Origin of the sequence: Photobacterium sp. GB-1 (assembly GCF_003026165.1) — a bacterium.
GTDB lineage: Bacteria > Pseudomonadota > Gammaproteobacteria > Enterobacterales > Vibrionaceae > Photobacterium.
Window position 1 is genome coordinate 42,734 of sequence record NZ_PYOB01000002.1, and the last position, 20,832, is coordinate 63,565.

At 39.3% G+C, this 20,832-nt stretch carries 16 protein-coding genes; 9 read left to right on the top strand and 7 right to left on the bottom strand.

The window, feature by feature from the left end; translation table 11 throughout:
• Positions 1 to 263 precede the first annotated feature (263 nt).
• A complete protein-coding gene (locus C9J45_RS21615) occupies positions 264 to 413 on the top strand; it encodes a hypothetical protein (RefSeq protein WP_199187010.1) in 150 nt (49 codons plus the stop codon).
• A 174-nt stretch (positions 414 to 587) separates the two neighbouring features.
• Here C9J45_RS21615 and C9J45_RS02865 read toward each other — a convergent pair whose 3' ends face one another.
• Positions 588 to 2,909 (bottom strand): ATP-dependent helicase, encoded by a 2,322-nt coding sequence (locus C9J45_RS02865; RefSeq protein ID WP_107259580.1) that lies wholly within the window; start codon positions 2,907 to 2,909, stop codon positions 588 to 590.
• A 244-nt stretch (positions 2,910 to 3,153) separates the two neighbouring features.
• On the opposite strand from C9J45_RS02865, the gene C9J45_RS02870 reads away from it, so the two are divergent.
• The 6 genes from C9J45_RS02870 to torA all read left to right on the top strand — a co-directional run bounded on the left by C9J45_RS02870 (position 3,154) and on the right by torA (position 10,482).
• Entirely contained in the window at positions 3,154 to 3,861 is a 708-nt protein-coding gene (locus C9J45_RS02870) for a DUF445 domain-containing protein (protein ID WP_107259582.1), read from the top strand.
• A 236-nt stretch (positions 3,862 to 4,097) separates the two neighbouring features.
• On the top strand, positions 4,098 to 4,862 hold the full coding sequence (locus C9J45_RS02875) for a metal-dependent hydrolase (protein WP_107206317.1): 765 nt from the start codon (positions 4,098 to 4,100) through the stop codon (positions 4,860 to 4,862).
• 198 nt (positions 4,863 to 5,060) lie between these two features.
• Entirely contained in the window at positions 5,061 to 6,164 is a 1,104-nt protein-coding gene (locus C9J45_RS02880) for a phosphoribosylaminoimidazolesuccinocarboxamide synthase (protein ID WP_107246018.1), read from the top strand.
• 428 nt (positions 6,165 to 6,592) lie between these two features.
• Positions 6,593 to 6,769: a trimethylamine N-oxide reductase system protein TorE gene (torE, locus tag C9J45_RS02885; protein WP_045153582.1), complete on the top strand. Its 177-nt coding sequence runs from the start codon at positions 6,593 to 6,595 to the stop codon at positions 6,767 to 6,769.
• A 42-nt stretch (positions 6,770 to 6,811) separates the two neighbouring features.
• On the top strand, positions 6,812 to 7,990 hold the full coding sequence (gene torC / locus C9J45_RS02890) for a pentaheme c-type cytochrome TorC (RefSeq protein ID WP_107206315.1): 1,179 nt from the start codon (positions 6,812 to 6,814) through the stop codon (positions 7,988 to 7,990).
• 23 nt (positions 7,991 to 8,013) lie between these two features.
• Positions 8,014 to 10,482 carry a trimethylamine-N-oxide reductase TorA gene (gene torA / locus C9J45_RS02895; RefSeq protein WP_107292127.1) on the top strand — a complete coding sequence of 823 codons (2,469 nt, stop codon included), beginning with the start codon at positions 8,014 to 8,016 and terminating at the stop codon, positions 10,480 to 10,482.
• 285 nt (positions 10,483 to 10,767) lie between these two features.
• Here the strand turns inward: torA and C9J45_RS02900 are convergent, their stop codons facing one another.
• The 4 genes from C9J45_RS02900 to zwf all read right to left on the bottom strand — a co-directional run bounded on the left by C9J45_RS02900 (position 10,768) and on the right by zwf (position 15,819).
• Positions 10,768 to 11,817 (bottom strand): hypothetical protein, encoded by a 1,050-nt coding sequence (locus C9J45_RS02900; RefSeq protein WP_107287103.1) that lies wholly within the window; start codon positions 11,815 to 11,817, stop codon positions 10,768 to 10,770.
• A gap of 324 nt (positions 11,818 to 12,141) precedes the next feature.
• Positions 12,142 to 13,590 carry a decarboxylating NADP(+)-dependent phosphogluconate dehydrogenase gene (gene gnd, locus C9J45_RS02905; RefSeq protein WP_105059961.1) on the bottom strand — a complete coding sequence of 483 codons (1,449 nt, stop codon included), beginning with the start codon at positions 13,588 to 13,590 and terminating at the stop codon, positions 12,142 to 12,144.
• A 1-nt stretch (position 13,591) separates the two neighbouring features.
• Complete coding sequence (gene pgl / locus C9J45_RS02910; RefSeq protein ID WP_107206312.1) at positions 13,592 to 14,317, bottom strand: 6-phosphogluconolactonase; 726 nt, start codon at positions 14,315 to 14,317, stop codon at positions 13,592 to 13,594.
• Positions 14,318 to 14,319: 2 nt separating this feature from the next.
• Positions 14,320 to 15,819: a glucose-6-phosphate dehydrogenase gene (gene zwf, locus C9J45_RS02915; RefSeq protein WP_107206311.1), complete on the bottom strand. Its 1,500-nt coding sequence runs from the start codon at positions 15,817 to 15,819 to the stop codon at positions 14,320 to 14,322.
• Between the two features lie 603 nt (positions 15,820 to 16,422).
• Here zwf and C9J45_RS02920 point away from each other — a divergent pair.
• The gene (locus C9J45_RS02920; RefSeq protein WP_107259588.1) at positions 16,423 to 16,758 is read left to right on the top strand and encodes a PBPRA1643 family SWIM/SEC-C metal-binding motif protein; all 336 of its coding nucleotides are present in this window, start codon (positions 16,423 to 16,425) and stop codon (positions 16,756 to 16,758) included.
• Between the two features lie 111 nt (positions 16,759 to 16,869).
• On the top strand, positions 16,870 to 17,337 hold the full coding sequence (locus tag C9J45_RS02925) for an RNA methyltransferase (protein ID WP_005368466.1): 468 nt from the start codon (positions 16,870 to 16,872) through the stop codon (positions 17,335 to 17,337).
• A 122-nt stretch (positions 17,338 to 17,459) separates the two neighbouring features.
• Here the strand turns inward: C9J45_RS02925 and C9J45_RS02930 are convergent, their stop codons facing one another.
• Together C9J45_RS02930 and C9J45_RS02935 are read right to left on the bottom strand one after the other, a co-directional pair.
• Positions 17,460 to 19,526, bottom strand: coding sequence for a GGDEF domain-containing protein (locus tag C9J45_RS02930; RefSeq protein ID WP_107206309.1), 2,067 nt, complete (start codon positions 19,524 to 19,526; stop codon positions 17,460 to 17,462).
• Positions 19,523 to 20,698: an extracellular solute-binding protein gene (locus C9J45_RS02935; protein ID WP_233217619.1), complete on the bottom strand. Its 1,176-nt coding sequence runs from the start codon at positions 20,696 to 20,698 to the stop codon at positions 19,523 to 19,525. Before C9J45_RS02935 ends, C9J45_RS02930 begins: the two co-directional genes overlap by 4 nt.
• Positions 20,699 to 20,832: the final 134 nt, after the last annotated feature.

The following is a 20,832-nucleotide window of genomic DNA, read 5'->3' on the forward strand; positions in this document are numbered from 1 at the left end:
GCACAATATTATGATGCATTTTTCGATTTTGACAGGGTAACTCTCGTTACTTAACATAATCACTATTGATGTTAATCTCCCTTTATATTTATCATTCTTAACATTCTCTGTTGAATGAAGAAGTCAGCACCTATGTTATTTAATACAACGTAGGTTCAGAAACGGTTTGATATATTGAGTTGTATAGGGAAGCTGGAATACGATGTTTTTGAATAACTAACAAATCTTTTTATTGTGTAGCTAAAAAAACAAGTAGGTTTAGAATGTTAAAACAATTACTTCACTCTGTTTTTCATAGACGAAAAATTAATAAGTCGCAACAATTACGCTCTCGTCTTGAATTTGTTATTCAACAAAATTTAGGCCAACGCGAAGCTCGATATAATAGAGAACAACGTTATTTTGTTGATTAATGATAGATATAATAATGAAACGTTTATCATGTAAATATCATCAAATAAAAACAATACGATTGAAATAATTAAAATAGTAAATTAATTACGAGTTTCAACAAAAAATCGGTCCTAAAACAAGCCAAAGCCATAAATAGCATGTTGATAACGTGAAATTATGAATGACATATCTATTTAGCTATACCTTCTCGCTTTTGCTTTAGCGATTACGATAAGCCGATTCACCAATACTTTTTCTTTCGTCAAATCTGCTTTTTTTAATTCTCGTAAAATTCTATTTAACTCTGTTTCTAAATATTTTGCTGTTTTAGTTTTCACCATTGAACGAACAAGCTTTTCTGCATTATTTGGTAACGGTTGTTCAACTGCCCACAAAAAACTGTAGTTTAATTGTCCATCCTTACCAACTGCTGGCTGCTCTATTTCTACAGGCTCTGGCGCTGCTTGCATCTGCTCAAACCGTCCTAAGCGTTGGTAATACCCTTGAACAATCGGCGATTTATTAAAGGGTAACGTCCCTTCCAGATAAAGCTGAGGACCAATTTCTTGTGCAACTGTCGCCTTCGATTCAAGAATAAACTGACTCGCGTTTTTATCTTTGCGAACATAAGTATCTTTTTTACTGTTCTCAACTGAATAGTAAATTTTAGCTTTATGTTTCGCACGCGTTATCGCGACATACGCCAAGCGTCGTTCTTCTTCAGTATCTGCTGAAATACCGACAGAAGATCGATTAACGTAAGGAAAAGCATCTTTATCCCAATACGGTAAATGTACTTGGCTATACTCACAACCTTTCGCTCTGAATATCGTGGTTAATTGCACATTGCTTGTGGTGGATTCTGATTGGCGTAACGAATCAGAACGTTGCGTATAATACTCAAAATACTGAAGTGCTTTTTCACAATCTTGATCCATCGAAGCCAATACCGTTTCAACACTATCAAGTCGTTCAACCGCTTCTTCTATTTCTGATGCAGTCGCTTCTGTTTTCCAAATCCAATTATCTAACTCGCTATCACGACGATACTGACGATAAACATCTAATGCTTTAAAGCCCCCTTTACGGCGAAGCATCATTAATAATTCTACTCGTGATGTAAAATTATCAAGATTTAATGCTGGCTGTAACTTTTCCGTTTTCTTCACAACCTCTAACCACTGCTCAATTGGCGTATTAGCAAGCTCATCACATAACGGTCGCAAACTGGCATTTGGCACATAACAGTGTGGAAAAGACATCATATTAAAGACGAGTGTCGCTTTCTCATATGGTTGAAACTGATTGTAGCGCCCAGTGGCAAATCGCATCACATCAAGCAATAATTTCACTTCTCGACTATTTGATAACACCGAGCCAACAGGCATATAAAAAGGAATATTTTTAGTTAAAAACGCTAATTCAAACAACATAGTTTGTGACCAACGACGAACTAAAATCGCAACATCAGAAGGTGTTCCACCTTGTTCGATATATTCAGCAATAGATTGTGCGATCTCGCCGACTTGGCGCGCAGTTCCTATCACTTCAACGGGGGTATCAGCAACTGACTGATGAGAGATCGTTTGAAAATCGTGGAAACGTTGCTTGTTATTGGCAATCAAGTGACTCGCAGCTAACGCTAAGCTGTGGCCAAAACGAAATGTATGTGACAGGCTATAGGTGGTTGCAGGCGTAAAATCTTGTTCAAAGTTCAGCATAAATTGGGGAGCGCTGCCACGCCATTTATAAATACACTGATCGACATCACCGACAGCCACTAATTGCGCTTGCTCCCCGAGTAACAGTTTTAACAATCGATATTGCGCGGTATTTATATCCTGAAATTCATCAACAACCATAAATTGGATTTGTTGATGATAATAAGCACGTAACGCCTCATTATCAGTCAGTAAATTAACCGTTTCTACCAACCAATCATCGAAGAATAACTGTTTACGCTCTTTACGAATAGTTTCAAAATTCCAATACGCTTCAATGATAAAATGGTATTCATCACTAATATCAGACAGCTCAAACACTTCCTTTGGCGGTAACATATGCGCTTTTACCAAGCCAATAAAACTCATCAATAATTCAATGGTGCGCGGATCTTTGAATGTTTGTTGCTTTTGATACGACTTCTCTTGCGCTGCCATTTGACGCAAAATTTGTTTCGCAATGATTTTATCACTTTCACCATTATTGAAATCAATTTGATAACCCGTCTCAGCTAAATAGCCTGATTGACGTAATAATTGATAACAAAAACTGTGAAATGTATGCACGGGAACATTCACCCCATGACTATTTCGCTCTAATTTAGCTTTAAAATCGGTGCGAATATCACGGTTAAACATCAACACCAACATGTTTTGTGGTGCAATTGTCGCTAATTTTTTCTCAACTAGCCCTACCAAAGTAGTGGTTTTACCCGTCCCCGCTCCTGCAACACATAATGCATTACCAGATAGGTGATTAATAAAAGCCGTTTGTTCAGCTGTAAAGCTTGTCATGACAACACCACGTGATGATAGATAAGTGAATGCGCGAGTATAACAATTCCTTAATTAGGTTTACATTCATTGCTGGTGATATATACAGCAGTTGAGCATAACATATACCTAACGATTACCTATCAATCTGCTAATTGTGGCATTGCGCATAGTCTGTTGTTAAAATCTGTCCACAATAAGCCATAAAGACTTGGCTCACCTCTTTTAAAATTAGCTGTGTGCTCCACACCGAGAATAAACCCGTATGAATAAAAGCTTACTCACCAACCTTATTTCACTTATCTTGCTAGCTGTTGGTTACCTTACTAACCAGCAAGTCATCCTTTATTGTGGCTTATTCGCATTTTCTGGCGCATTAACAAACTGGCTTGCTATTCATATGCTATTTGAAAAGGTGCCCGGACTCTACGGCTCAGGTGTTATTCCTGCTCGTTTTGAAGAATTTAAAACAGCCATTAAAAATCTCATGATGGAGCAATTCTTTACTCAAGAAAACATTAGCCGCTTTCTTAATAAAGAAATGACAAGCTCAACCAATTTAAACTTGCAGCCTGTGATCCAAAAAATTGATTTTGCGCCAGCTTACGATTCGTTACTTGATGTGATTATGAATTCACAATTTGGTGGCATGCTAACCATGATGGGTGGCGTAGAAGCACTCCAACCACTACGCGAACCTTTCATTGAAAAAATGCAGGATTCTGTTAACGAAATTAGCCAACAAGATGACTTTAAAGCAGCACTTAAAGATCAACTAGCTAAGCCTGAATCACTCAATGATATCGAAGAGACGATTGAAGAAATTATCGATCAGCGCCTGAATGAATTAACCCCAAAAATGGTCAAAGAAATGGTGCAAAAGATGATCAGTGAACACTTAGGCTGGTTAGTCGTTTGGGGCGGTGTCTTTGGTGGTGTGATCGGTATTATCTCAGCATTTATCGCTGCATAACTTTTTCTCTCCCTGTGAATTAGCGCCTTAGTTAAGTTACTCCAACTTTACTAAGGCTTTTTTATCTCTTTCTCTCACCATCAACGCCCTAACACACTTAACAGATAAATACTCCGTTTCGTTGTTTATTTATCCGAACAAACATAAAGTACATGCTAGAATTGTGATATTGGTTGAAATTTATGACCATATAATGATAAACACAACTGTATATAAACCCAGTTGGAACTTTCTTCTTGGCAAACTTTTCTACTCACTTTAGTGTTGCTGCCGTTGCTAGTGGTTTAACGGCCACCGCCTTCTTATCGGCTGATCATATTTCGCCTTCGGCGGCAATTTGGATGACATTTCTTGGCACTATTGGTGGCCTATTACCTGACATAGATTCAGATCATTCAACATCGATGAAAGCCTTGTTTAATATCTTGGCTGGTTTTTGCTGCTTCATTTTAATTAGTCATATTTATACTCAAGTGACGATGCTTGAGTTACTACTCTATAGCGCAGCACTGTTTATTACTATCCGCTATATGGGAAAAGCGGTTTTTGAACGCCGTACTGTCCACCGTGGTTGCTGCCATTCAATTGCGTTTGTTCTGCTCATTGCCCTATGTTGCGTTCATGTAAGCTCTATCATTGGACATACCGCCGAAACCAGCTGGCTAGCAGGTAGCTTTGTTCTTTTTGGTGGTTTTGTTCACTTGTTGTTAGATGAAATTTATAGTGTTGATCTTTCCAACCAACGTCTAAAAAAGTCATTTGGAACAGCATTAAAACCCTTTTCCGTTAGGAACCCTCTCATTAGCTTGGCGCAAATAGTGGCAATTGTTTTACTTTTTGCGACCGCACCGTCTTATCATAAGACATTGCATATTTTAACCAATTGGCACCACTTTCGGTTTAGTCCCGTATGGCTAAACTGGACTGATATTCAAGTATGGGTAACCCACTTCATCCATCAAACACCACAAAAATTAAGCAGTATCCACCAGCTATTTTAAACATAGCCAAGGCGATAAACATTCCAATGTCTATCGCCTTTTTTGTTTTAATCAAACCAAAGGCAAACGTTTGCTATTTTACTGGCAGTGACTTACTTAACCTTGTATTATGCGATTACGATGATTGATAACGATGTGATTTTATTCATGTCATTATCCTTCTGCATTTCTGCGTAATCTTTGAATAGGACTTTCACGATGAGCCTTGCCGATCAAGTTTTAGCTGTTAATGATGATCTCCCTATCCGTACTGATAAACCCGTTCATAGCGGTAAGGTACGCTCTGTTTACTGGCTTACAGAAGCTGACAGTCAACGTTTGATTAAAGAAAAAGGCTATAACGTTCAACCCGACGCACCGCTCGCTATTATGGTGATCAGCGACCGTATTTCTGCTTTTGATTGTATCTGGCACGGTGAAGGAGGGCTTAAAGGAGTCCCAGGGAAAGGTGCTGCGTTAAATGCGATATCTAATCACTGGTTTCAATTATTTAAAGATAATGGATTAGCGGATAGCCATATCCTTGATATCCCCCACCCTTTTGTTTGGATTGTACAAAAAGCAAAACCTGTGATGGTTGAAGCTATTTGTCGCCAATACATTACCGGTTCAATGTGGCGTGCATACAGCAAAGGTGAACGTCATTTCTGCGGTATAGAATTACCTGAAGGGCTAGAAAAAGATCAAAAGCTCCCTGAACTACTCATGACACCATCAACCAAAGGGATTCTAAAAGGCATTCCGAATGTTCCTGAAGCAGATGATGTCAATGTCACTCGTGATGATCTCGTCAATAATTTCGCTGCATTCAACTTCCGCAATACTGATGACATTACCCAGTATGAAAAGTTATTGGCAGAAGGATTTAATGTTATCAGTAATGCACTCGCAAATATTGATCAAATCTTTGTTGATACCAAATTTGAGTTTGGCTATGTAACAGATGCTAGTGGTAACGAAAAACTCATTTATATGGATGAGGTGGGAACACCCGATTCTTCTCGTATCTGGGATGGCGCAGCTTACCGCGACGGTCAAATCGTCGAAAACTCAAAAGAAGATTTTCGCCAAGTACTACTTAACACTTTTCCAGAGCCCGATATTTTATTAAATAAAGATCGCATGGAAGAACGCTTTGCTCTTGCTCGTGACAACGAGTTACCACAAGAAGTACTCATGCAAATATCGCGTGTTTATACGGGTATTGCCGAAAAAATCACCGGAAAAAAGATCACATTAAGCAAAAACCCTAAAGCTGAAATTATTAATATTTTACGTAATCACTACCAGCTTATTGATTAAAGCTTAAGCGCTGTAATTATCAATAAAAAATAGGCATTCATATAATGCCTATTTTTTCATCAGTAATGTTATTCATGCTATTCATATTTTAAGCAGCAATTAATTGCTATAACACAATTACACCTACACATTCAAATAACGATTAATACAACTTTACTTTTATTTTATTACAATCAAACAACCAATAATACAATCACGAATAATCCCCCCTCCTTTAAATTAAAACATACTGTCATAAATTTTAACTTTTCTACTTATTATGTCTTTTATTGTTACAGTATAGGGTCAAAATCAAAAAACACTGTAAAACATAGGGTTAACTCTAAAGTATTAATTGAACTGCATGTAGTGGTTAATTTATGATCGCAATATAAATAGATTTAATAAAAATATTTATAACTACTCATTTTTACAAATTAGGAGGTTGTATGAGCAGTGCGACTGATCAAGAAACCAAGCAAACTCGTAGCCGAGAATGGAAGATGTTCATTTTTATCGTCGTCTTTTTATTTCCAATTCTCAGCGTCATTTTTGTCGGGGGCTACGGCTTTACCGTTTGGATGCTTCAACTCTTCGTATTTGGTCCACCAGGACATGGCGGTTAATCCCTAATTAATCACCGTTAGCATCATATAAGAGAATCTATAATGAAATCATTTTTGCTTAAAGCTTGGCAGACCCTATCACGTCCAAGCGTTCATATTAGCCTAGGTGTACTAACCCTTGGTGGCTTTATTGCTGGCGTTATTTTCTGGGGTGGTTTTAATACTGCACTAGAAGCAACCAATACCGAAGAGTTCTGTGTTAGTTGCCACGCTGACAACGTTGCACCTGAATACGCCAACACTATTCATGACAAAAACCGTTCTGGTGTTCGTGCAACTTGTCCTGACTGTCACGTTCCACACGACTGGACAGATAAAATCGCGCGTAAAATTCAAGCAAGTAAAGAAGTCTTCGCCCACGTAGCTGGCTTCATTGATACCCCTGAAAAATTTGAAGACCGCCGCATTGTACTGGCTCAACATGAGTGGGAACGCTTTAAAGCGAATGGTTCTCAAGAATGTCGAGATTGCCATGACTATAAAGGAATGGACTTCACTAAGATGTCTCCTGTTGCTCGCGTTCAAATGAAGAATGCAGCAGAGCGTGATCAAAGCTGTGTAGATTGTCACAAAGGTATTGCTCACCACTTACCGAAAGATATGGATACCAGTGGTGGCATGATATCTGAGTTAGTACAGCTATCTCACGATACTAAGTACAACAAAGGCGAAGAAGTGTATAGCGTACGTTTCCTTCCTGTTTATGAAGATAAAGATATGAAGGTAGAAGCTGGCCTATTAAACCCTGCTTCTGGCGTAAAAGTGATCGATGAAACTGACAACGCAGTTGAAGTTGAAATTGCAGGCTGGCGTAAAGACAAGGGCTATGGCCGAGTGATTCAAGAAGACTTCGGTATGAACATTCCTGTTGCATCGCTCCTAAAAGAATCTGCACAAAACGACAAGGTTGTTGATAAATATGAAGAGAAAGTTGATGACCTAACAGGTCTTCCTTGGCAACGTGTAACAGCAAAAGTCTGGATGCCAAAAGACTCGCTTGTTAATGACATCACGCCAGTTTGGGAAAAAGCGAAATCAGCTTACACCACTAACTGTTCAGTTTGTCACACTCAACCTGCTGAAAGCCACTTCGATGCCAATACTTGGCCTGGAATGTTCAACGGTATGTTAGCGTTCGTTAACTTTGATCGTGATAGTGAAGCCGTGGTGCGTAAATACCTTCAGAAGCACTCTTCTGATTTTTCTGACGCACAACACTAAGTATTGATGGAGTTAAAATAAATATGTCTGTATCAAGAAGAAGTTTTCTTAAAGGCCTTGCAACAACAAGTGCTGCTTCTGTTATCGGTCCTAGCCTACTCGCATCATCAAAAGTGTTTGCAGACGATCAAATTGGTCAAGGTACATGGCGTTACTCCGGCTCACACTGGGGCGCTTTCCGCGCCCATATCTATGCCGGTAAAGTACAAGAAATCGAAGCGATTGAAATAGATAAAAACCCAACCGAAATGCTAAAAGGCATTAAGGGCGTAATCTACAATCCATCACGTGTACGCTACCCTATGGTGCGTTTAGATTGGCTGAAGAAACACAAATTTAGTGGTGAAACTCGCGGTAATAACCGTTTTATCCGTGTTACATGGGATGAAGCATTAGATTTGTTCTACCGTGAACTGGAACGTATTCAAAAAGATTACGGTCCATGGGCATTGCATGCAGGCCAAACGGGTTGGCGTCAAACGGGTCAGTTCCACAGCTGTACCAGCCACATGCAACGTGCTGTGGGTATGCATGGTAACTACATCACTAAAGTAGGCGACTACTCAACAGGTGCTGGTCAAACCATCATGCCATACGTACTCGGCTCAACAGAAGTTTACGCACAAGGTACTTCTTGGTCTGAAATCCTTGATCACAGTAAAAATGTGGTGCTATGGGCAAACGATCCGGTGAAAAACCTGCAGGTGGGCTGGAACTGTGAAACCCACGAATCTTTCCCATATCTAGCGCAGTTAAAAGAGAAAGTCGATAACGGTGAGATCAATGTGATCTCTGTCGATCCAGTTAAGAACAAGACCCAACGTTACCTAAACAACAAACATCTATACATTAATCCACAAACCGATGTGGCATTTATGTTAGGTGTAGCGCATACCCTGTACAACGAGAACCTTTACGATAAAGAGTTCATCAAGATGTACTGCCTTGGTTTCGATGAGTTCATTGGTTACGTAAAAGGCGAAACCAAAGACAAGGTTGAGAAAACCCCTGAATGGGCTGCTGAGATCTGTGGCGTACCAGCCGATCAAATTAAAGACTTTGCTCGTATGCTGGTTAAAGAGCGTACACAAATTCTGTTTGGTTGGTGTATTCAACGTCAAGAGCACGGTGAGCAGCCATACTGGATGGGAGCAGTTATTGCCGCGATGGTTGGTCAAATCGGTCTTCCTGGCGGTGGTATTTCGTATGGTCACCACTACTCTGGTATCGGTGTACCTTCAACAGGCTTTGCTGCACCAGGTGGCTTCCCTCGTAACGTCGATGAAGGTCAAAAGCCGAAATGGGATAACAATGATTTTAACGGTTACAGCCGCACTATCCCTGTTGCACGTTTCGTTGACTGTATTTTAGAGCCGGGCAAAGAAATTAAATACAATGGTTCAAAAGTTATTCTTCCTGATTACAAAATGATGGTGATCAGTGGTAACAACCCTTGGCATCACCACCAAGATCGTAACCGCATGAAGAAAGCGTTCCAAAAGCTACAAACCGTTGTAACGATTGATTTTGCTTGGACGGCCACCTGTCGTTTCTCCGATATTGTGCTGCCAGCATGTACCCAGTTTGAACGAAATGATATTGATGTCATGGGTTCATACAGTGGTCGTGGTTTACTGGCTATGCATAAACTGGTTGATCCGCTTTACCAATCTAAAACTGACTTTGAGATCTTTACAGAGCTGACACGTCGCTTTGGTAAAAACAACGAATACACCCGTGGTATGGATGAAATGCAATGGGTTAGTATGCTTTATAATGATTGTCGTAAAGCGAACAAGGGTAAGTTTGATATGCCTGAGTTTGATGTATTCTGGCAACAAGGTTTCTTAGACTTTGGTACAGGTAAGCCTTGGGTACGTCATGCTGATTTCCGTCAAGATCCTGAAATTAACGCGCTAGGTACACCATCCGGCTTTATTGAAATCACAAGTCGTAAGATTGGCCGTTACAAATACGAACACTGTCAAGAACACCCAATGTGGTTTGAAAAAACAGAACGTTCTCACGGTGGTCCGGGCTCTGATAAACACCCGTTCTGGCTGCAGTCTTGTCACCCAGATAAGCGTTTGCACTCACAAATGTGTGAATCGGAAGAGTTCCGTGCAACTTACACTGTACAAGGTCGTGAACCTATTTACATTAACCCTCAAGATGCGGCTGAAAAAGGCGTCAAAGATGGTGATGTGGTACGTGTATTTAATGACCGTGGACAGCTATTAGCAGGTGCAGTGCTGACTGACAGCTACCCTCGCGGTATTGTTCGTATCGAAGAAGGGGCATGGTATGGCCCTCTTAACGAAAAAATTGGTGCGATCGACACTTATGGCGATCCAAACACTCTTACTATCGATATTCCAACATCAGAGTTAGCGCAGGCAACAAGCGCACAAACCTGTATTGTGAACTTCGAGAAGTTTAAAGGTGAACTGCCACCTGTCACCTCGTTCGGTGGTCCAATTGAAGTCAGCTAATTAAAATTAGTGTCTGAATAATATTAAGCCCTAACCTATCTGTTAGGGCTTTTTTTACTCTTAAATTTGGTAAAACTTTACTATTGGGGATACTTATTCTTGAAAGAGAAAAACAACGCAGTCATAGTTTATTCAATTCAGGTAGTATAACGGGCATTTTGAGAGGCTCTATCGGATAAAGCGGTAAATAAGTGACGTTGTTATTTTGTAATGAGTAATAGTAAAGAAGAAAAAAGGCAACACTACAAAAAGACCCGTCAGCTTAGGGCGGGTCATAGCAGCATCTTATCCAATAGAAGATTTCAGCTCTGTACACCATGCATTTGCAGGCCATATACCGTACGTCTGAACTTCTTTTTTACCTTTATTCCACTGATTAATAGGATCTTTCCAAACGACTTCACATCTATTACTTGAAAAAACACCGGGTAACTTAATAGATAACTGAACATCTACGGCATCTTTAGGCAAATAAACTGAAGCACTTTGTGGTGCAGGGAAGGCACCAGATTTGTGCTGAATATTTTTATTCGTTACTGTCTTATATGCTAATTGCCACTTGGTTATATACGTACTACCGGGCTTACTATTGATGATGAGTTCTAACTGATTAATTGGTTGAGTCCAATTATTGATTGGACGTTTACCGTCAATTGAAGTAAACGTAAAAGCAACAGGAACCAGATCACCGATTTCATCTCTTGTTGCTGGGAATTTAGTTGCAGTAACAGAATTACTGCCTTTTTCAGAAATTAATTTTGGAGTAAGACCTATTTGATCTTTCTTTGGTGAGGCCACATTCACCGAGGTTACGATACTGTACTGACCTTCGTCGTCGTTGCTTGCAATAGCAACACCACGACTCGCCCATTTTACCCCACTGATATAGCCAAACCCTTGAGATATATCTCCGGTTTCATGGTCAATATACGGTGTTTTTTCGGCTGCACTTTTTATAATATCCCATTTATCAGCAACTAAACCATAAGGGTTATTAGTATATGCTTCTACCGCAATAATATACGTCGCAGCTAAACTTTTCGCTTTTGAAAAAACCCAAGAGTGTTCCATTCCAACGTCTACTTTAACCCCTGAGTTTGGATCTAAGTACCCACCGTCAACTTTTACTTCACCACTATTTTTAGATGTGTTTTTTGATGAGAACTCCCATTTTTCATCTTTACGTTTAGTCAGAAAATAAACAGGGTCATCAACCATATCTGTACTAACTAAAGTAAATTCACCGGTGAGATAGTTTAAATAACCAATAGCACCAACTTGAATGGAAGGATCGTTACTCCAGTTTGCAAACGTATTTTCTTTTGAACTTCTCATCAAATTCGTGAGTTCTTGATTCCAAAATGATGAGTCATCAGCAGCAGTGAACAGATAGCGTACTGTTTATTCCTGTCTATACTTTCTGAAACATATTCTTCAACATCCCCAATCTCTTTACTTGTTGTTTCGAGATGGTAAAAGTGATCCATATCCCCTTTCAATGAAATCCGATTTCAGACTAAGCTATCAATATCATTAGTTCAAATAAAAAAAGAACAAAAAAAAAGAACAAAAAAAAAGAACAAAAAAAACATACACTTAAAAATTAGATATAAAAAAACCACCGCTAACGGTGGTTTTTTTGCTTACGTTATTTAGGTATTAAACGTCGTAAGTAGTAGAGGCAGTGTTGCCGCCTGTACCAGTCCAGTTTGTGTGGAAGAACTCACCACGTGGACGGTCAGTACGCTCATAAGTGTGAGCGCCGAAGTAGTCACGTTGAGCTTGAAGCAAGTTAGCAGGTAGACGAGCTGTTGTGTAACCGTCTAGGAAAGATAGCGCAGAAATCGTACATGGCATTGGGATGCCAGACTCTAGAGATTTCGCTGCTACTTTACGCCATGCTGCTAGGCTGCCTTGTAGGATGTTTTTGAAGTACTCGTCAGAACCTAGGAATGCGATATCTGGGTTCGCTTCATACGCATCACGGATGTTACCTAGGAACGCAGAGCGGATGATACAACCACCACGCCACATTAGTGCTACGTTACCGTAGTTTAGATCCCAACCGTTTTCGTTCGATGCTTCACGCATTAGCATGAAACCTTGCGCGTAAGAGATGATCTTAGATGCTAGTAGTGCTTGACGTAGTGCATCAACCCACTCTTGCTTATCACCTTCAACTGGCGTGATTGTCTTGCCGAATAAAGTTGCAGCTTCAACGCGTTGGTCTTTCAGTGCAGACAGGCAACGAGAGAATACAGACTCAGAGATAAGCGTTAGTGGAATACCTAGGTCTAGTGCGTTGATACCAGTCCACTTACCCGTACCTTTTTGGCCAGCAGTGTCTAGGATCTTCTCAACAAGTGCTTCACCATCTTCATCTTTGTAGCCAAGAATATCAGCTGTGATTTCAACTAGGTAGCTGTCTAGCTCAGTTTTGTTCCAGTCAGCGAATACTGCTTGCATCTCATCAGCACTCATACCTAGGCCATCTTTCATGAACTGGTATGCTTCAGTGATAAGCTGCATGTCACCGTATTCAATGCCGTTATGAACCATCTTAACAAAGTGACCAGCACCGTCGTTACCAACCCAGTCACAACAAGGCTCACCAGCATCAGTTTTAGCAGAGATACCTTGGAAAATTGGCTTAACCGCTTCCCAAGCTTCAGCTGCGCCGCCAGGCATGATTGAAGGACCGAAACGAGCGCCTTCTTCACCACCAGATACACCAGTACCGATGAAGTAGATGCCTTTCTCACGGCAATGCGCTACGCGACGGTTAGTATCTGGGTAGTTAGTGTTACCACCGTCGATAATGATATCGCCTTCATCCAATAGTGGAATTAGTTGATCAATGAATGCATCAACAACATCACCAGCACGAACCATTAGCATCACTTTACGTGGTGCTTCTAACTTAGCAACAAGATCTTCAAGAGACGTTGCGCCAACGATGTTTGTGCCTTTTGCTGGGCCTTCAAGGAATTCTTCCACTTTTGCTACAGTACGGTTGTAAGCAACAACGTTAAAGCCGTGGTCATTCATGTTTAGGATCAGGTTTTGGCCCATTACTGCCAAGCCAATTACACCGATATCGCCTTTCATATTATTCTCCTTGCGCCAGCAGTTTTGCCGCTGCTGAATCTAAAAACCATTCTGTTTTGCCATTTACGGCTTTAATTTTCGCTGCAGGATAAGCAAGAGCTTCTGCAGGCGTATTATTAATTTCTTGCAATACTTCAGCTTTGCTTTCACCTAACACCAGGTAGGTAATACGATCCGCATTTTCAAGTAAGCGCGCTGTTTTTGAAATGCGTTTTTGACCGCTATCTGGATGCGTTGCAATCACAGAAAGCTCAGGATCGTCAAAGTCTGTTTGGTTCGGGAATAATGATGCTGTATGCCCATCGGTTCCCATACCCAATAAAATCCAATCAAATGCAGGTAAGCCATTTTTAAGTGGAATTTCTGCATCCATTTCCTCTGCAAATCGAACCACTTCTACAGCAGGATCATCTTCACCTTTAATACGGTGAATATTGCCAGCTGGAATATCGATTTGTTGGAACAATAACTCGTTTGCTTCACCGAAGTTACTTTCCGGGTCGGTTGGCTCAACACAACGCTCATCGCCCCACCAAAAGTGTAAGTTGCTCCAATTAACATCTTTCGCATAAGGTGCTTGCGCTAATGTTTTAAACAACAGTTTTGGTGTACTCCCACCAGAAAGCGATATATGGACAGGCTTCACCTGCTTGCTCATTGCCATCATGGTGTCAGCTAATGAAACGACAACATCCTGCGGTGTTTCAAATACGCGATAATTAATCATGCTTATAGCTCACAATAGTCAGTGTTTGCTAAATTCTTACAAGGAAAACGCCACTCACGATTACTTGATGCAAGTAAGTCATCAGCTTGTTTTGGTCCCCACGTACCTGCGGCATAACCAAATAAGTGTTCTGGGTTTTCTTTGTATTCAAGAATTGGTTGAACAAATTTCCAACAAGCGCGAACAGCATCTGTACGTGCAAACAAGGTTGCATCTTGCTTCATACAATCAAGAAGTAAACGTTCGTACGCTGTCAGCATATGGGTTTCTTCAAGCTTGTCGTAATGGAAGTCCATTGATACTTCTTGAGATTCAAAACCTGCCCCTGGTTTTTTAAGACCAAAGCTCATTAGAATCCCTTCATCAGGCTGAATACGGATAATTAGCTTGTTCTCAGGTGCATTTTCACCAAACACTGGGTGCGGTGTTTTCTTAAAGTGAATAACCACTTCCGTCACACGTGTTGGTAGTCGTTTACCTGTACGAACGTAGAATGGCACACCATTCCAACGCCAGTTTTGAATAAACATTTTCATACCAACGTAAGTTTCAGTACGTGAGTCTTCCGCTACACCTGGCTCTTGGCGATAACCTAACAAATGCTTACCACGAGCATCTGATTCCGTGTACTGACCCAACACTAAGTTATTTTTAAGATCATCATCTGATAATGGTTTAAAGCTTTGCATCACTTTAACCACTTCATCACGGATAGAATCAGCATTAATTGCAGCAGGCGATTCCATACCAACCATTGCCAATACTTGCAGCAAATGGTTTTGGAACATATCTCGAACAGCACCGGCACCGTCGTAGTAGCCACCACGATCTTCAACGCCTAATGATTCAGACGCAGTGATTTCAACGTAATCAATAAAGTTACGATTCCAAAGCGGCTCAAACATGCCATTTGCAAAGCGGAATACAAGCAGGTTCTGTACCGTTTCTTTGCCTAAGTAGTGATCGATACGGTAGATTTGGTGCTCTTGAAAACAAGCATGAATTTGCTTGTCTAATGAGATCGCTGACGCTAGATCATAACCAAATGGTTTTTCAACAATCAGGTTTTTCCAACCTTCTGTCTCATCATTTAGGCCATGAGCGGCTAGACATTCTGGGATCACGCCGTAAAGGCTTGGTGGTGTCGCGAGGTAGAAAACAGCGTTACCTTGGGTATTGTGCGTTACTTTGAAAGTATCTAAGCGTTCTTTCAAGACTGCATATTCATCTTTATCAGACGTATTTAATGCTTGGTAGTAAAGATGCTGACAAAAATTAACCAATGTTTCGTCATCGGTTTTTTCATTTTCTGTCAAAGATTGCTTTAACTTATCACGAAATTCTTGATCGCTATATGATGTACGACTTACCCCTAAAATTGCAAAATCTTCAGGCAATAAACCATTAGCATAAAGGTGATAAAACGCAGGTATTAACTTTCGGTGTGTCAAATCACCTGACGCACCAAAAATTACAATTGAGTTATTTTCTGGTTGAACCATATCATTTTCCCATTAATTTCAGATCTTCAGACCTGCGACAGCAATCAATTGCTTGGTATAACGGGGCCTTATTATGCCGTATTTTTTTCATTCGTTACGAATAAATATGAAAAAAATAAAAAAATTTCGTTATACCTTATTATTTTTGTTAAAAAGTATAATGACTATTAACACCAACTCGATGCATAAATCGCTGACTAGACAGCGATAAATCACTAATACAGAAAATTATTACGGCTTATGTTAACAACATTTGTTATCAGTACCAGTCGAAATTTTCTATTATGCCAATAGGCTAAGCCTTTGAGCGCCGTTTCTTCTTGCGCTTTTCTTTAAAGTACTCATTATTAGAAACGATCGTCAATCTAAAAGATACCCAGACTGACGCAAACGTTTAAACGTTCACCAATTCACATTCTCAATCATACTTCATCTCTCACTTAGCCGTTCAAATACCTTATACCGCATATGGGTTACTATTGATAAGCTCACTAATGGCGGTTATTATGCCCGCAATTTCAACCACCCACGCGGTGGTTTTTTATTCGTAACAATTAACCCACGATTATGGTTTGGGTTAATTCATGGTAAATAGGTTATCCCATGTCTAAATTCTTCTTCAAAGGTCGTATCGAAAAGAAACCAAAATATGAAAGCTTTGGTTACAACACGAAACGCGAAACCAAACTGGGCACGGAAACCAACCCACTCACATTGATTGTGAACAGCGAAGAACGTCAACAAGAAGTACAGCAGCAAGTTAATGACAACCAACTGTTTGCAAATATCACGATCAATGCTGACATTGCAGAAGATATTGCAGAGCTAGACAGTGTTTTAAATAAACCCAAAACCACTGTGTTTGAAAAGACACCCAACCGTAATGACCCATGTTCATGCGGTAGTGGTAAAAAATACAAAAAGTGCTGTGGTAAGTAGTAACAAACAAAAAAGCAGGTATTCGTACCTGCTTTGTTTTTAGCTTCAAATACATGTCTAACTGACACCGGTTAAACATTTATTTATCTGTAATTTAAAGTAGATAGAAGTATGAGCAAAAAAAGCCAAGGCTATTCTTGTATTGGCCTATTTAATCCCAAAACACCGGAGAATGTTGGATCTGTTATGCGCGCAGCTGGCTGTTATGGTGTTAACTCTGTGTTTTATACGGGAACGCGTTATGATCATGCCGCACAGTTTTGTACTGATACAAAAAAAGCATCACTTGATATACCGCTAATAGGTGTTGAAGACTTAAAGAAAATCATTCCTATCGGCTGTGTACCCGTTGCTGTTGATTTAATCGAAGGTGCAAAAGCATTACCTGACTATAAGCATCCAAAACGTGCTTTCTATATCTTTGGCCCTGAAGACGGCACCTTAAAAAAAGAAATTACTGATTTTTGTCGTGAAACGATTTATGTACCAACGAATGGTTCAATGAATCTTGCCGCTGCCGTTAATGTGATTCTTTATGATCGTTTAGCTAAAGGCGATAACTTTTCAAATCACAAATAACGCGATTAATCATAAAAAGCCACGATAACTGAATCATCAGCTATCGTGGCTTAATTTTATGCATTTTCTGATGTTAGCTTCCTTGTTTTGTGCATTACTCTTTTTATTAGAGTGATCTAAAGCTACCTTGGCATTTTACCAATTTGTTCGTAATATGCTTTTTTATCTAAATACATTGCTTTATCTGCTACTTGATAAAGTGCACGTGCATCAATATTTTCAGTGCTAGCACAGCCCATAGCAAAGTGAATAGCCACTTTCTCTCCTGAAGCTAGGCGTGCATAATGCTTATCTATAACTAACTGTTGTAAACGCAACGTTAACTTATCACAGCCTACATTATCACCACCTTTGATAATAATCGCATATTCATCTCCACCGAGACGATATACCTTGTCGGTACTACGACAAACACTTTGAATAAGCCTGCCCGTTTCGATTAACAGCTGATCACCCATATGATGCCCATATTCATCATTGGCTTGCTTTAAACCATTCACATCGATCATAAACAAACCAAAGTATTGTTCTGGATATCGATGTGCAATTTTTATCCACTCATCAAGATCAACATCAAACGCTTTACGATTACTTAGCCCCGTTAATGGGTCTGTGATTGCGCTTCTTTCCAACTCTTCATTCAGTAATCGACCTTCAAGTTCTGCAGATAATTGACGAATAAATAATGAAATAATTTCATAGTCATCTCGTGCAATATTAGGGTGCTCCATCACAATAATCCCCAATAACACACCATGTGTATCGACAATTTTGAAACATTGAAGCACTTTATCGCCACTATTAATACGAAAGTAATCACTGCAATGCGCATCTGCATCAATACTCTCTAAATTAATGTTAGACAAGCCTTCACTAAACCAATTTGTATTCTTGTTTATAAATAACTGCATCCCCCATCCTGAATAAGGATACAGACTCACTAACTGCGTCATAACCGTAGAGTGAATATCACCATGTTGTAATTTATTACTAAATAACAAGAGTGACTGAAGCATGGTTCGACGTTTTTCTTCGCGCTGTAATGAGTGAGTTAACTCTAACGTCTTTTCATGTACTTTCTGCTCTAGTTGATCATTAAAAGTCATCAACTTTACATTTTTATCTTCTAAGTCACTAAGCTGGGCTTTTATTGTGGTCGACATTTTCTGAATAAGATTATTCACCATGATTAATTCAGAAAATCTTAAATCTTTATCTAATATATTATAATTGCCACCTAAACACCCCCTTACACTGTCCATAAGATAGGTTAAAGGTTTTGCGAACCAACGATACGATATTGTCGCCGTTAATAACGTAAACATAATTACAATAATAGCGACAATAGTTAATATCTTTAATGAATTAGTAAAGGGATTCTCTCCCAAATATTTATTCATGAAGACTTGAGCTTCATAAGACATTGGCTCTGCAATATATTTATTATCTATCGTCACTTCAGCCGTTTTTGATACCGTCGGCATTAAGGGATCAAGTTTACCTTTATAAACCGCAATATTATCCATGCCATTATGATGAAAAATAACGTGCTCTCCATCTTTTAAATAAGGGCGAAGAACCTTAACAATATTTTCCACAGGCACTATAACAATTAAATAACCTAACGGTTTACGCTTTAGCCCTTCCGTCAGCGTTGACTGATATATAGGTACACCTATGGCAACGCCTTTATGACTAGGGTTAAATTTATCAGGCATCAAATGTTCATCACCATAATTAAACACCCATTGATTGCCTGTACTTTTACTCGTACCCACACTCTTACTCAACAAGGTTTTCAAACTGGAGAAGGATTTTACTCCATTAATACCATTATAATTTTCTACCTCATCCCAGTTAGCATCAACCAAATAAGCCGCTTGTGCTAATGGCGTGTTATCAACTAAATTTGCTAATGTGGCATCGACATGGCTAGTCAGAAAGAAGTCATCAATGCCCTGCACTAACAACCTATCTCGTGATAACACATCTAGCGCAGTAGATAATAGATAAAAGCGATAATTAAACTCTTGTGCTAACGTTGTGGATAAACGCTCTATGAGATCAATTCGGTAATTAGTTTCAACTTCTGTTTGCTGCTTTATTAATAAACCGCCAATAATAGATGCTGGTAAAACCGCAACGAAAACCATTAATAGCGCCAGTGATGACTTTAATTTTAGTTTCATTTTTTACTCAACCGCTTCCATTGCTGAATAGCGATACGCTGCATAAATTCAGCCGTTTTTTCTGCTGATAGTCCATCTTCATAACGCTTAAAGCCAATAGCCATCGCTTGCCATGCTATAGACATTTTTATTGTTGATGGCATTGGTTTAGATAATTCAAATTGCTTAAACAATATTTGCTCATCACCTGTAGCCTGCTGCTGATAGCGATTCAATAATTTCTCTGACGTAGGTAATAAACGTGTCTCTTTATAGACCAATTGTTGAATACTTAAGCGTTGAATAAACTTAGCAAACTTTTTAATTAAGGCTTTTTTATGTACCGTGTGGTTATTGTAATTAGGTAATGACAGAAGAAATGTGCTACTCATTGGGTGCATTACATTACCATCAACAGTAGGTAATAAGGCTACGCCTAGAGCATTGCCCATTGCCTTCTTTAAATCTTGATATGCCCAATCACCATTAATCGCATACGCCTCTTTACCTTGAATAAAATCACTTTGTGAACAAGTATAATTACATTCAGGATTTACAATTTTTTGCTCTGATAAATAACGATAATATTTTAAAGCCTTAACCATTTCTGGTGTATTAAGTGATATTTCACCATCAATAATGGGCCAACCATTAAACGCAGATAAAAATGGTATAAAGTAATACATATCGAGGTAATTCCACCCAATAGGCAAAATATTTTTATCAAGCCACTTTTGCTTGGTATCGATAATGTCATGCCAACTACTCACTGGCTGAGAAACTAGCTTTTTATTATAATATAACAATAGGTTATTCCCTTGAATAACAGGAACTCCCCAATATTTATCATCAACGTACGCTGTCATCATCGCCGTTCGAGAAAGCTCTGGTGATAACCAACTTTTAGGAATACTTGATAGTTTCATTAAACTATGTAGGCCAACAAAATCAGAGGGAAAAATGACAAGATCAGGTAAACCACCATATTGTGCGCCCAGTAAAATTTCAGCTTTTATCTTCTCAGGATCAAATTGAACAAGAGAGATATTTATATTATTTTCTTTTTGAAATTCACTTACCAATAATTCAATAAAACTATTATCTTGATGCGAATACCAAAGCGTTAATCTCTCTTCAGCTTTCGCAGATAAAGAAAGAAACATCATCAGAAAAAATACTACACTTCTTAACATAACCACACCAAATACCTTTTTAGGATATCGATAAAGCGCGAACAATATTATAAATATAATACACACCTATCGATATAATCGGTATGATAGAGTATTCCCAAAAAGAATCAAACACCTACCAGTAAAACCTTATG